General features: G+C 73.9%; 12 protein-coding genes. 5 read left to right on the forward strand and 7 right to left on the reverse strand.

Annotated elements, in window-relative coordinates; translation table 11 throughout:
- Window positions 1-24 precede the first annotated feature (24 nt).
- Entirely contained in the window at window positions 25-936 is a 912-nt protein-coding gene (locus FKN01_RS24015) for a glycosyltransferase family 2 protein (protein ID WP_143623960.1), read from the forward strand.
- A gap of 57 nt (window positions 937-993) precedes the next feature.
- On the opposite strand, the gene FKN01_RS24020 is transcribed toward FKN01_RS24015, so the two are convergent.
- Window positions 994-2,007 carry a glycoside hydrolase family 11 protein gene (locus FKN01_RS24020; RefSeq protein WP_143623962.1) on the reverse strand — a complete coding sequence of 338 codons (1,014 nt, stop codon included), beginning with the start codon at window positions 2,005-2,007 and terminating at the stop codon, window positions 994-996.
- Between the two features lie 334 nt (window positions 2,008-2,341).
- On the opposite strand from FKN01_RS24020, the gene FKN01_RS24025 reads away from it, so the two are divergent.
- On the forward strand, window positions 2,342-3,916 hold the full coding sequence (locus FKN01_RS24025; RefSeq protein ID WP_143624026.1) for a hypothetical protein: 1,575 nt from the start codon (window positions 2,342-2,344) through the stop codon (window positions 3,914-3,916).
- Window positions 3,917-4,595: 679 nt separating this feature from the next.
- Here FKN01_RS24025 and FKN01_RS24030 read toward each other — a convergent pair.
- From FKN01_RS24030 to FKN01_RS24050, 5 genes are all read right to left on the reverse strand, one after another.
- Window positions 4,596-5,240, reverse strand: a complete 645-nt coding sequence (locus FKN01_RS24030) for a response regulator transcription factor (RefSeq protein WP_143623964.1) — start codon at window positions 5,238-5,240, stop codon at window positions 4,596-4,598.
- Complete coding sequence (locus FKN01_RS24035; protein ID WP_143623966.1) at window positions 5,237-6,427, reverse strand: sensor histidine kinase; 1,191 nt, start codon at window positions 6,425-6,427, stop codon at window positions 5,237-5,239. Before FKN01_RS24035 ends, FKN01_RS24030 begins: the two co-directional genes overlap by 4 nt.
- A 5-nt stretch (window positions 6,428-6,432) precedes the next feature.
- On the reverse strand, window positions 6,433-8,622 hold the full coding sequence (locus FKN01_RS24040) for an MMPL family transporter (RefSeq protein ID WP_143623968.1): 2,190 nt from the start codon (window positions 8,620-8,622) through the stop codon (window positions 6,433-6,435).
- 94 nt (window positions 8,623-8,716) lie between these two features.
- Window positions 8,717-9,298, reverse strand: a complete 582-nt coding sequence (locus FKN01_RS24045) for a GNAT family N-acetyltransferase (protein WP_143623970.1) — start codon at window positions 9,296-9,298, stop codon at window positions 8,717-8,719.
- 47 nt (window positions 9,299-9,345) lie between these two features.
- Window positions 9,346-10,122 (reverse strand): N-acetylmuramoyl-L-alanine amidase, encoded by a 777-nt coding sequence (locus FKN01_RS24050; RefSeq protein ID WP_143623972.1) that lies wholly within the window; start codon window positions 10,120-10,122, stop codon window positions 9,346-9,348.
- Between the two features lie 264 nt (window positions 10,123-10,386).
- On the opposite strand from FKN01_RS24050, the gene FKN01_RS24055 reads away from it, so the two are divergent.
- From FKN01_RS24055 to crcB, 3 genes are read left to right on the forward strand one after another with little or no spacing between them, the layout of a single operon-like run.
- A complete protein-coding gene (locus FKN01_RS24055; RefSeq protein WP_143623974.1) occupies window positions 10,387-10,806 on the forward strand; it encodes a CrcB family protein in 420 nt (139 codons plus the stop codon).
- On the forward strand, window positions 10,803-11,081 hold the full coding sequence (locus tag FKN01_RS24060) for a DUF190 domain-containing protein (RefSeq protein ID WP_143623976.1): 279 nt from the start codon (window positions 10,803-10,805) through the stop codon (window positions 11,079-11,081). The genes FKN01_RS24055 and FKN01_RS24060 overlap by 4 nt, the downstream gene beginning before the upstream one ends.
- Entirely contained in the window at window positions 11,078-11,452 is a 375-nt protein-coding gene (gene crcB, locus FKN01_RS24065; protein ID WP_143623978.1) for a fluoride efflux transporter CrcB, read from the forward strand. The genes FKN01_RS24060 and crcB overlap by 4 nt, the downstream gene beginning before the upstream one ends.
- Here the strand turns inward: crcB and FKN01_RS24070 are convergent.
- Window positions 11,424-12,866: a DEAD/DEAH box helicase gene (locus FKN01_RS24070; RefSeq protein ID WP_143623980.1), complete on the reverse strand. Its 1,443-nt coding sequence runs from the start codon at window positions 12,864-12,866 to the stop codon at window positions 11,424-11,426. The two genes, crcB and FKN01_RS24070, sit on opposite strands and share 29 nt — an antisense overlap.
- Between the last annotated feature and the right edge of the window lie 13 nt (window positions 12,867-12,879).

Here is a 12,879-nt window from a genome sequence, read left to right on the forward strand (position 1 = left end):
TGTCGATCAGTGAGGTGAGCCGCCGTGCCGTTGCCGCGTATCGGGGTCGTCATCGTGACCATGGGGAACCGCCCCCGGGAACTCGAGGCGCTGCTCGCGTCCGTGGCGAAGCAGGACGTCCCGGCCGCCCGCGTCGTGCTGGTGGGCAACGCGACGCCGCTGGACGACGTCTCGACCGATGTCCTCGACGCGGCGGGCACCCCCGGCGCGACCGCGGTGACCAAGGTGCCGCTCACCGGGAATCTGGGGTGCCCCGGCGGCCGGAACGTGGGCCTTGAGCTGCTGCGGGACGCGGACGAGGTCGATGTCGTGGTCGAGCTGGACGACGACGGGCTGCTCATCGCGACGGACGTGTTCCGCGAGGTGCGGCGGCTGTTCGCGGAGGACCCGGGGCTGGGAATCATCGGGTTCCGGGTCGCCGACGAGCACGGGCGGACCGAGCGGCGCTGGGTGCCCCGGCTGCGGGCGGGCGATCCGATGCGCGGGGGGCCGGTGACCGCGTTCCTGGGCGGAGGGCACGCGTTTTCGATGCCGATGCTCCGCCAGGTCGGACTGTGGCCCGCGGAGTTCTTCTTCGGCCACGAGGAGTCGGACCTCGCCTGGCGGGCGCTGGACGGCGGGTGGGAGATCCGTTATGTGCCGACGCTCGTTCTCCAGCATCCCCGGACGTCACCGGCCCGGCACGCCGTCTACTACCGGTTCACGGCGCGGAACCGGGTGTGGCTCGCGCGCCGACGGCTTCCGGCACCGCTGGTCCCGGTCTATCTCGGCGTGTGGATCGCGCTGGCCATGCTGCGGATGCGCTCGGTGGCCGGGCTGAAGGCGTGGTGGGGCGGGTTCGTCGAGGGGGTCAGGGGGCCGGCCGGGCGGCGGGCGCCGATGAGCTGGGGGACGGTGTGGCGGATGACCCGGCTGGGAAGGCCGCCGGTGCTGTGAGACGGGTGGACGGCTGGAGCGCTCCGGGGTGGCCGCCGCCGCCCCGGAGCGCCCGGATCACGCCGTGCAGGAGACGGTCGGCCAGGTCCAGTTGCCGTTGGTCTGGATGGTGACGCCGAAGTTGTTGCCGCTGCCGTTGGGCTTGGCGGTCAGCACTTGGGCGCTGGGGTAACTGGCGCTGATGTTCCAGGTGGAGAGGATCTTCTCCGGGGACGGGACGTTCATCGTCACGGTCCAGTTGCTGGAGCCGGAGACCGCGACGTTGAGGTTGTAGCGGTCGCCCCACTTCTCGCCCGCGGAGAGGGTCGCGGTGCAGCCGTTGCTGCCGCCGCCGGTGTTGCCGCCCCCGTTGTCGCCGCCGCCGGACGTGCTGCCCAGCGTGATGCTGGAGCTGCCGCTGCTCTGGTAGCCCTCGGTGGCCATGATCATGTAGTTGAAGCTGCCGAGGTTCATCCCGTGCTGGGCCCAGGCGTCGAAGTGGTTGCCGGTGGTGATGGTGCCCCCGGTCCGCTTGGACTGGCGGACGCTCCAGTACTGCTTGAACGTCTTGGTGCCCTCGATCGAGGGGGCGTTGGTCCGGGTCGTCTCGTAGATGTCGTACGTGCCGCCGTCACTGGTGACCGTGCCCTTGAAGGTGCCGGTGGGCCGGTACGTACCCCAGTTGTCGACGATGTAGTACTCCACGAGCGGGTTCTGCGACCAGCCGTAGAGGGCCAGATAGGCGTTGCCCGACGGGTTGAAGGAGCCGGAGTACGTCACGGTGCGGCGGCCGCCCGTGCTCCAGCCCTTGCCCGCGACGAAGTTGCCGGTGTTGCGCCAGGACGTTCCGTAACTGCCGCCGGAGCCGAGGTTCATGGAGACGGTGCCCTGGCTGTCGGTCCAGAACGAGTAGTAGTAGCCGTTGTTGGTGCCCGTCTGGTTCGAGGTGACGGTCGTGTCGGCGGTGGCCGTGCCGGGCAGGGCGATCGCCGCGACGACCGCGATCACCAGGGCGAAGGCGCTGCGGATGAACAGCCGTAGACCGTTCGGGCGTCCGGTGCGGCTCGTCGGATGTGCGGGGGTTGCGTACATGGGGGGATGTCCTCCTCGTCCCGTGAGCAGGTGGGCGTCGGCGGGGGCCTGCCGACGGCGCTCAGTGTTGGACCGGCCCCTGGGGGTGTCAATGGTTTCGACGTGAGTTGCGAAACCTTCGATTGCCGTTTGCCGCACGGGAGTTGACGATCAGAGCAGTTCAAGGGGCATGGCCCCGGCCGCGGCCGGGGCGGAATTCGGGCGGAGTCGAGCCCTCCCCTCGAACCGAATGGCAGCCGTTTCGAAAGTTTCGGGTCGGTTGGGCCGCGGGTCAGGCTCTAGGGTTTGGCACGTGGTGGTCGGTGAAGAAGTACGGTCGGGCGCGGGCGAGTCGGTGTGCGAGCCGTGGTGGCGGGTCCACCGTGTCCCGCTGGTCTCCGTGGCGGCGGTGCTGCCGCTGTACGCCGTGTGGACGGCCTTCCTGGCCACCGGCGCCGGCGACCTCGCCGCGCAGCTGGCCTGGGCCGGGTTCACCGCGCGCCACCCGGGATCGGCGTACAACCTGTCCTGGTACGGGGGGACGCACACCGCGAACTACAGCGTCTTCTCCTCGTACGTCATGGCCCTCGTCGGCGTCCGCACGGTCTCCGTCGCCTCCGGGCTCGCCGCCACCTGGCTGCTGGCCCGCCTCTTCGTCCGTACGGGCATGCGCCGCCCGCTCCCGCCCGCGCTGCTCGGCGCCTTCGCGCTGTGGTGCAACGTGGCGTCGGGGCGTACGACCTTCGCGCTCGGCGTGGCCGTCGGGCTCGTCGCCTGCCGGTACGCCCACCGGGCCGCCGTGGCCGTCGTCGCGGGGGCCCTGGCCACCATGGCGAGTCCGGTGGCCGGGCTCTTCCTGGTCGTCGTGGGCGCGGCGTACCTGCTCGACCGGAGGTGGCGCACGGGCGCGGTCCTGATGGTGCCGTTCTTCGCGGTCGTCGGCGCGACGACGCTGCTGTTCCCGTTCCGGGGCGAGCAGCCGATGCACGCGGACCGGGTGTGGCTGCCGGTCCTCGTCTGCGCGGTGTTCGCGCTCGCGGCGCCCCGGACGCGGCAGTGGCGGCTGACGCGGTACGGGGCCGTGGTGTACGCGGTCGGCGTGGTGCTGACGTTCCTCGTCGCCTCCCCCGTCGGTACGAACGTCGAGCGGCTGCTCGGCCTGGTCGCCGTGCCCGTGCTGTGCGCGGCGGTCCTCGACACGGTGCGCGCCGGGGCGCGGGTGCGTACGGGGTTCCTGGCCGCCGTCCTCGTGCTCTCCGGGCTCTGGCTCGTCGACAAGACCGTGGACGACCTGCGCGTGTCCACCGCCGTGCCGGCCTGGGCGTCCCGCACCGAGGGTGTCGTCGCCGCGCTCGACCGCCTCGGCGCCGGCCGGGTCCGCGTCGAGGTCGTCCCCGCGCGCAACCACCGCGAGGCCGCCCTCCTCGCCCCGCACGTGAACATGGCCCGGGGCTGGAACCGCCAGCTGGACGTGGAGCGCGGGCGCCTCTTCTACGAGGGGGAGCTCACCCCGGACCGCTACCGGGCCTGGCTCGACCGCTGGGCCGTGGGCTTCGTCGTCCTGCACCACGGGCGGCCGGACGGACCCGCCGAGGCCGAAGCCGCCCTGGTCAGGGGCGGGTTGCCGTGGCTGGAGCAGGTCTGGGAGGACGACGGCTGGACGGTCTACCGGGTCCGGGAGGCCACCCCGCTCGCGCCCCCGCCCGCCACGGTCACCGGGGGCGGCGACGCGGATCTGGTGCTGCGCATGGAGCGGGCCGGCTCGGTGACCGTACGGATCGCGTACTCGCCGTGGCTCCGGGTGCGGGGGGCGGGCGCGGCCTGTCTGGGGCAGGACGGCGAATGGACGCGGCTGACCGTGCGGAAGGCGGGGACGTACCGGCTGGACTCGGCGTACGGGCCGGCCCGTTTCACGGAGCGCGGCTGCTGAGCCCGGGTCGCCGGGTGACGGTGACCGGACGCGATCACGACGCCCGCGCCTCCGCCCATACGGCCTTGCCGAACGGGACGCCGTGCACGCCCCAGGCCCCGGGCGTACCGGCTCGCCCACTTCACGGGCGACGGCTACTGCGCGTCCCAGCGCACCCGTCCTCGCCGACGCCCGCGCCTCCGCCCGCGCCTCCGCCCATACGGCCTTGCCGGACGGGACGCCGTGCACACCCCAGGCCCCGGGCGTACCGGCTCGCCCACTTCACCGGGGAACGGCTACTGCGCGTCCCAGCGCACCCGTCCTCGCCGGACGCCGGGCGACGCGACGCGATCACGGCGCCCTCACCCCCGCCCAAACGGCCTTGCCGAACGAGACGCCGTGCACACCCCAGGCCCCGGGCGTACCGGCCCGCCCGCCTCACCGGGGAACGGCTACTGCGCGTCCCAGCGCACCCGTCCTCGCCGGCGCCCGCGCCTCCGCCTGTACGGCCTTGCCGAACGAGACGCCGTGCACACCCCAGGCCCCGGGCGTACCGGCTCGCCCACTTCACCGGGGACGGCTACTGCGCGTCCCAGCGCACCCGTCCTCGCCGGACGCCGGGCGACGCGACGCGATCACGGCGCCCTCACCCCCGCCCAAACAGCCTTGCCGAACGCTATGCCGTGGGCGCCCAGGCCCGTCAGCGGCGGTTCAGCAGGCCCGTGTCCAGGGCCACCACCACCGCGCGGGTGCGGTCGTTGACGTCCAGTTTGGCGAAGATGCGGAGCAGGTGCGTCTTCACCGTGGCTTCGCCGATGAACAGCCGGCGGCCTATCTCCGCGTTCGACAGGCCGTCCGCGACCGCTTCCAGGACGTCCGACTCGCGGGCGGTCAGGGCGACCGGGGCCGGGCGCCGCATCTTGGCGACCAGGCGCTGGGCGACGCGCGGGGCCAGGACCGTCTCGCCGCGTGAGGCGGCGTGGATGGCGTCCACCAGCTGCTCCCGGGTGGCGTCCTTGAGCAGGTAGCCGGTGGCGCCCGCCTCCACGCCGCGTTCGATGTCCGCGTCGGTGTCGTACGTGGTGAGGATCAGCACCCGGGTCGGGGCGGGGCCCGCGACGATCTCCGTGGTGGCGCCGACGCCGTCGAGGACCGGCATGCGCAGGTCGAGCAGGGCCACGTCCGGGCGGAGGCGCTCGACCAGGGCGACCGCCTCGCGGCCGTCGCTCGCCTCGCCGACGATGTCGAGCGACGGTTCGGAGCCGAGCAGGGCGACCAGCCCCGCACGCATCACGGTGTGGTCGTCGGCCAGGATGATGCGCAGGGGCGCGGGGGTGGGCGTCATGGCACCTGGGGCCTCTCGTGCAGCGGGATGGTGGCGAGGACGCGGGTGCCGTCGCCGAGGGAGCTGGTGACCGTGAGCCCGCCGCCGAACTCGGCGAGGCGCCGGCGCATGCCGTCCAGGCCGAAGCCCCGGGACTCCGCCACCACGAATCCGCGCCCGTCGTCGGTGATCTCCAGCTCGGCGCCGCCGGGGTGGGCGGTGAGGACGACGCCCACGGTGGTGGCGGCGGCGTGCTTGCGTATGTTGGCCAGGGACTCCTGGGTGCAGCGGAGCAGGGCGACCCGGGTCGGCTGGTCGCAGTCGATGTCCGCGAGTTCGGCGGTGACCGTGAGGCCGGTGTCCTCGGTGAAGCGGTCCAGCGTGCGGCGGAGCGTCGCGGCGACGGACCCCGCGGCGACCCCGCTGCTGGGGGCGGACCCGACGAGGACCCGGGCCTCGGCCAGGTTCTCCCGGGCCGTCTGCTCGATGGACTGCAGCTGCTGGGCACTGCGTGCCGGGTCCGCGGCGAGCTGGGCCCTGGCCGCCTCGGCGAGCACGATGATCGACGCGAAGCCCTGGGCGAGGGTGTCGTGGATCTCCCGGGCCAGGCGTTCGCGCTCCTCGGCCGCGCCCCGGCGCTTCTGGCTCTCGGCCAGTTCGAGCTGGGTGCTCTGCAACTCGGCGCGCAGGGCCGCCCGTTCGTCGCGCTGGGCCAGGGCCCTGGGGGTGAGTACGGCCATCAGGACGGCGACCGCCCAGACGGGGAGCGAGGAGAGGGCGTTGTGGAGGAAGTCCTCCGGCCGCCCGCCCTCCCTGAGGCTCCCGCCGACCGTGATCCCCAGCGCGCCGAGCCCCGCGAAGAGGACGGCGCCCCGGGGGCTGTCCACGAAGACGATGAACTGGGCGAGCATCACGGTGTAGAGGGCTCCGAACCCGTCGCCCAGGTGGGCGAGGAGCCCGAGCCCCGCGGCGAGCACCGACAGATAGCCGTACGGGCCCGGCACCCGGCTTTCGGGGCGCAGCCGCACCCGCGCGTAACAGGCGGCGATGAGGAGGGTCAGGGCGAGGATGCCGAGCTTCCGGTCCCCGGGCGACCCGCCCGCCATCGTGACCAGGGTGACGAGGGCGACGAGGCCCCAGGACAGGGCCTCCCAGCCGTGGAGCACCCAGATCCAGAGCGGGTCGCCGCGTTGGGGCCGTTGAAGCATGCCGGTCAGCCTACGGGGAGGGGTTCGGCGACGACGGTGGCGTGACGCTTCCGGGGCCAGGCGCGCTCGCCGAGGAGCAGCAGGAGCGACGGCAGGATCATCATCCGGATCACCACGGCGTCCAGGAGGACGGCGACCGCGAGGCAGAAGCCCATCTGCTTCATCTCCGTGAGGTGCAGGAAGACGAAGGCCGCGAAGATGGTGACCATGACGAGGGCGGCGCTCGTGACGACCTTCGCCGAGCGGGCGATGCCTTCGAGGACGGCTTCCCGGGCGGTCATGCCGTGGTCCATGGCCTCCCTGATCCGGCTGACGACGAAGACCTGGTAGTCCATCGAGAGCCCGAAGAGCAGGACGAAGAGGAAGAGCGGTACGCGGGAGGCGATGGCGCCGAGCGAGTCGAAGTCCAGCAGCCCTTCGGCCCAGGTGCCCTGGAAGACCAGGACGAGCGCGCCGAGCGCGGCGGCGGCCGAGAGCAGGTTGAGGGCGACGCCGATCAGGCCGATGACCGCCGAGCGGAAGGCGACCGCGGTGGTGATGAAGGTGAACAGCAGCAGGAAGCCGATGACCAGCGGCAGCTTGCCGCGTTCGTGGTGCACGTAGTCCTGCCCGCGTGCCACGTCACCGCTGACCGCCGTGTCGGCGCCGGTCAGCCTGCCGACGGTGGCGGGGATGTAGCGGTCGCGCAGGTGGTCCAGGGAGGCGATGGCCTCGTCGGAGGGCGCGGGGTGCGGCACGGCCAGTTCGAGCACGGTGACGCGGCCGTCGGCGGAGGTGCGGAGGACGGGCTTTCCGGTGCGGGCGAAGAGCGGGTCGGCCTGGGCGCGCCGGCCGAGTTCGGCCAGCGCCGCCCTGGCCTCGGGCGCCCGGCCGGGGGTCGTACGGGTCACCACCTCGTGTTTCACGAGGAGTTCGGGGTAGGCCGCGGTCAGCCGGTCGTACACCCGCATGGCCGGGATCGAGCGGGAGAAGGTGTCCTTGCCGGGGTCGACGAGCTTGAGGCCCAGGGCGGGCGCGGCGACGGCGAGCATGACCAGGACCGAGGCGCACAGGGTGGCCGCGGGGTGGCGCCGGGCGGGGCGCAGGAGGGCGGTGAAGATCCGGCCGTTCTCGGGCTTCGGGGGCTTGGTGGCGGCCGGGGCACCGCGCTTCGCGCGCCGGGCGGCCTTGTTCGCGGCGCGGCGCTCGGCGCGGTGGCCCAGCTTGACCAGCAGGGCGGGGAGCACGGTGAGCGAGCTGAGCACGGCCGCGGCGACGACCAGGATCGTGCCGGTGGCCAGCGAGGAGAAGATGACGTCCGTGGCGAGGTAGAGGGTCGCGGTGCAGACGATCACCGCGAGCCCGGAGACCACCACGGCCCGGCCGGCGGTCGCCGACGCGAGTTCCACCAGCGCCTCCGGGCCGAGCCGGCCGCCCGCGCGGGCCCGTTCCTCGCGTTCGCGCTTGAGGTAGAAGAGGGTGTAGTCGACACCGACCGCGAGGCCCATGAGCAGGAGCATGTTGGTGCCGACGCCCGGGTCGGGCAGCAGGTGCGAGGCCAGCATGGACAGGCCCATGGCCGCGGCGATCGAGGAGAGCGCGAGGAGCAGCGGCACCCCGGCCATGACCGCCGAGCCGAAGACGGCCAGCAGGATGACGAGCGTGACCGGCAGGGAGAGCCGTTCGGAGAGCGCGAGGTCGTCGCCGCGCTGGTCGTTGACGCCCTTGCTGATGGCCGGCGAGCCGGTCTCCTCCACGACGAGCTCCGGGTGGGCACCGGCCACCTCGGCGGTCTCGGCGAGGAGCGGGACGACGTTCTTCCTGCCGTCCAGCTCGGGGCCCTCCATGACGACGCTCACCCGCAGGGCGGTGCCGTCCTTCGAGGCGACCGGGGCCGCCACGTCGCGCACCTCGTCCAGGGCGCGCATGCGGGCGGTGAGTTCGCGGGCCGCCTCGGCCGCCCGGGCGGTGTCCAGGGGGCCGGAGGCGGACCGGATCAGGATGTGTTCGGTGGGCCGGCGCTGGAGCCCGGCGTCGGTGGCCATCGACTCGGCGTGACCGGCCTCGCCGACCCAGAAGTCTTCCGTGGTGGCCGCGTTGGAGCCCGCCGCGATGCCGGCGCCGAGGCAGAGGAGGACGAAGAGGAACCATCCGGTGATCGCGCGCCAGGGGTGCCGGGCGCTCCACCGGGCCAGGTGTACGGGTCGAAGTCTCATGCCCTCCATGCTGTTTCGGAGGGGGGTGCGCCCGGCAGCCTCGACCGGTGGAACTCGGCGTCCACCGGTCGGTGGACAAGCCCCCGGGTCGTGGTCAGAGCCGCGCCGCCAGGCGCGCCTTCGCCTGCGGCCACTCGTCCGCGAGCAGCGAGAAGTACACCGTGTCGCGCCAACTGCCGTCCGGGCGGCGGCGGTGGCGGCGATGGACGCCCTCCTGGCGGGCGCCGAGGCGGGCTATCGCCTTCCGGGAGCGGTCGTTGAGGTGGTCGGTCTTCAGCTGGACGCGGCCCATGCCCAGGTCCTCGAAGGCGTGGGCGAGCAGGAGCAGCTTGGTCTCCGTGTTGACCGCCGAGCGCCAGTAGGCACGGCCGTACCAGGTCCAGCCGATCTCCAGGCGCTCGTTCGCCACGTCGATGTCCATGTACGCCGTCCAGCCGACCGCCCGCCCGGTCTCCCGGTGGACGACGGCGAACGGGACGTACGACGGGTCCGCGAGCAGGGCGGAGAGGGTGGCCCCCAGCGCCTCGGAGGTGCGGGGCGTCGGACGCAGCCAGCGCCACACCTCGTCGTCGTCCCCGCCGGCGGCGAAGAGGTCGTCCAGGTGGGCGTGGGCGAGCGGTTCGAGGCGAACGTGGCGGCCGGTCAGGGTCACGGGGCCGGGTGGCGTGGCGGTCATGCCCGCCACCCTACCCTCGTACGTACTAGCGTCAAGTGATTTACGCACTAGTGCATATTGCCCGCGTCTTCCGTGTCCGTCTCGCCCTCGCGTCCGGCCGCCGCGCGCATGGCCGCCGCCATCGACCGGATCTCCGGCAGCTCGTCGTAGAGCGCCTGGCCGGGGCAGCGGGTCTGGTACGTGTCGCGGTGGCCGGAGATGACGTTCAGCACGGCCACCTCGCCCTTGGGGTAGCGGCTCGCGTCATTGGTCGAGCGCAGCCTCACCTTGCCGCGCGGGTCCTCGCCCGGCCGCAGCTTCCAGGCCGCGATCGAGGCCAGCGCCCGGACCACGGGGGCCGGGACCCTCTCGCCGTCGCGGTAGTCGCCGAGCACCGCGATCCCCACGCTGTCCGCGTTGAAGCCGGTGGTGTGGGCGCCGCGCACCGAGCGCGTGATGCCCCCGGCCCGGCCCTCGTAGATCGTGCCGCACCGGTCGACCAGGAAGTTGTAGCCGATGTCGTCCCAGCCGCGGCCCTTGATGTGGGCCTCCTCGACGTTCCGGATCAGCTCCGGGGCCTGCGCGCACGCGTAGTCGCTGGTCTCGCCCGTGTGGTGGACGAAGACCGCGCGGACGGCGCCCGTGTAGGCGGCGCGCTCCCGGACGATGGACTCGTCCGCGTGCCAGGCGGTCCGGCTGACGATCACCGGCTGCGGCGCGGCCACCGCCCACGTGCGGGGGGCGGCGGGCGGCTCGGCCAGGACGTGGGGCACCGGGGCGTCCCGCGGGACCAGCAGAGCCAGCGGGAGGACCGCGGCACCCAGCCATATTCGGTGGGGCCACATGGCTCCACCCTGCGGCTTTCCCGCCCGGCCCGCAGATGAGGTGGCCGATCGGGTGAAACCGCCCCGGACGGGGAACAGCCCAGGGCCGTGTCCGGAGCGGCCCCCTCCGGCGATATCCTGGGGGAGCGGCGGACCGGTCACGGCCGCTGCGCGGCGGTGGGGCCCGCCGTACCCGAACCGCGGACGCGTCACGCGCCGCCAACGGTCCCTACTTGCGCAGACGCGCGCCCGTGACCGGCGGGCGCCCCGGCAGGTAGGAGACGTATGCCCGGCACCCTCACCAAGACCCCGCAGACCGCCGTCGTCGCCGCGGTCGCGCTCGGCGGCGCGGCCGGCGCCTCCGCCCGCTACGGCGCCTCGCTGCTCTGGCCCGCCGCGGCCGGCGGCTTCCCCTGGACGACCTTCGCCGTCAATGTGACCGGCTGCGCGGTCATCGGGGTGTTCATGGTGGTGGTCGGTGAGGTGTGGGCGGCGCACCGGCTGGTGAGGCCGTTCTTCGGGACCGGGGTCCTCGGCGGCTTCACCACCTTCTCGACCTACGCGGTGGACGTCCGGCAGCTGGTGGCGGGCGGCCGGACCGGGACGGGACTGGTCTACCTCGGAGTGACGCCGCTCGCGGCCCTCGCGGCGGTGTGGGGCGCGGTGCGGCTGACGCGCCGCGTACTGGCGTGGAGGCAGGCATGACGACACCCGTGACCGGACCGGGGCCGCGGCTGACCGGGCCGGGCGGCGCCGGCGTCCTCCGGGACACCGGGGGCCGCGGCGCCTCCGCGGTGATCCGCACCCGGCGGCTGCCGTCCCGGGGCGAGGACCGGCCGGCGGCGGCGGTGATCGTGGACGCGGAGGGGAGCGTACGGGCGCTCCTGCCGGAGGCCGCCGGGCTGACCGGCGGCGGCCCGGGGACACCGGCCGCCCGCACGCTCGCACGGAGCCCGGGGACACAGGGGGATGCGGAGTGAACTGGCTGCTCGTGATCGCCGGTGCGGCGGTCGGCGCTCCGCTGCGCTATCTGACCGACCGGGCGGTGCGGTCCCGCACCGACACCGTCTTCCCGTGGGGGACGTTCACCGTCAACACGGCCGGCTGCCTGATCCTGGGCACGCTGACCGGCGCGGCGGCGGCCGGGGCGGCCTCCCCGCACCTTCAGCTGCTGCTCGGGACCGGGCTGTGCGGGGCGCTGTCCACGTACTCCACCTTCAGCTACGAGACGCTGCGGCTCGCGGAGGACGGGGCCGGCCTCCAGGCGGCGGCCAACGTCGTGCTCAGCGTCGTCGTGGGCCTCGGCGCGGCCTTCGCGGGCGTCACGCTCGCCGAGGCCCTCTGGGCCTGACCCGGCGCTCCGAGGGCGGCGCGGTGATGGTGACGGGCACCCCGGAGGGGGCTCGCGCGCCGGTGATGCGGCTCAGCTCCTCGCCGCCGGAGCGGACCTCCGCGATCCGCGGGGTGATGCCCGCGTCGGCCATCAGCCGGGTCATGTCGCGGCGCTGGCTGGGCAGCACGAGCGTGACGACGCTGCCGGACGCCCCGGCCCGGGCGGTCCGGCCGCCCCGGTGCAGGTAGTCCTTGTGGTCGGCGGGCGGATCGACGTTGACGACGAGGTCCAGGTCGTCGATGTGGATGCCGCGCGCCGCGACGTTGGTGGCCACCAGGACCGTGACGTGCCCGGTCTTGAAGCGTTCCAGGGTGCGGTTGCGCTCCGGCTGCGACTTCCCGCCGTGCAGGGCTGCCGCCCGGACTCCGCTGTTGAGGAGATGGGCGGTCAGCTCGTCCACGGCGTGCTTGGTGTCCAGGAACATCAGCACCCGGCCGTCGCGCGCCGCGATCTGCGTCGTGGCGGCGAACTTGTCGGAGGGCCGTACGTAGAGCACGTGGTGCTCCATCGTCGTCACCGCGCCCGCGGCCGGGTCCACCGAGTGGACGACCGGGTCGTTCAGATAGCGGCGGACGAGCAGATCGACGTCGCGGTCCAGGGTCGCCGAGAACAGCATGCGCTGGCCGCCCACCGGGATCTGGTGCAGCAGCTGAGTGACCTGGGGCATGAACCCCATGTCGGCCATCTGGTCCGCCTCGTCCAGCACCGTCACCTCGACCCGGTCCAGGACGCAGTCGCCGCGCTCGATGAGGTCCTTGAGGCGGCCCGGCGTGGCGACGACGACCTCGGTGCCGCCGCGCAGCGCCGCCGTCTGGCGGCCGATCGACATCCCGCCGACGACGGTCGCCAGGCGCACCCGCAGCGGCTTCGCGTACGGGGTCAGCGCGGCGGTCACCTGCTGGGCCAGCTCCCGGGTGGGGACCAGGATCAGGGCGCGCGGGTGCCGGGCCTCCGCGCGGTGTCCCGCCGTGCGCGCCAGCACCGCCAGGCCGAAGGCGAGGGTCTTCCCGGAACCGGTGCGTCCCCGGCCCAGCACATCGCGCCCGGCCAGCGAGTTCGGCAGGGTGGCCGCCTGGATCGGGAACGGCTCGGTGACGCCCTGTGCGGTGAGCGCCGCCAGCACGGCGTCGGGCAGGTCCAGGTCGGCGAAGGCCGCGACGGGGGGCAGCGCCGGGGTGACGGTCCGCGGCAGCTCGTACTCCCCCTGCCGCGCGACGGGCCGCCGGCCCTTGCCGCCGAAGCGGCGGTCGGGGGCTCCGGAGCGGCCGGCGCCCCGGGTGCGGAAGCCGCCGCCCGCGCGGGAGCCCGCGGCGCCCTGGCCACGGGAGCGGGCGGAGCGGTCGGAGGAGCGGGGGGTGCGGTCGCGGCTCAAGCGGAACCTTTTC

The organism is Streptomyces sp. 130, assembly GCF_007096885.1.
GTDB lineage: Bacteria > Actinomycetota > Actinomycetes > Streptomycetales > Streptomycetaceae > Streptomyces.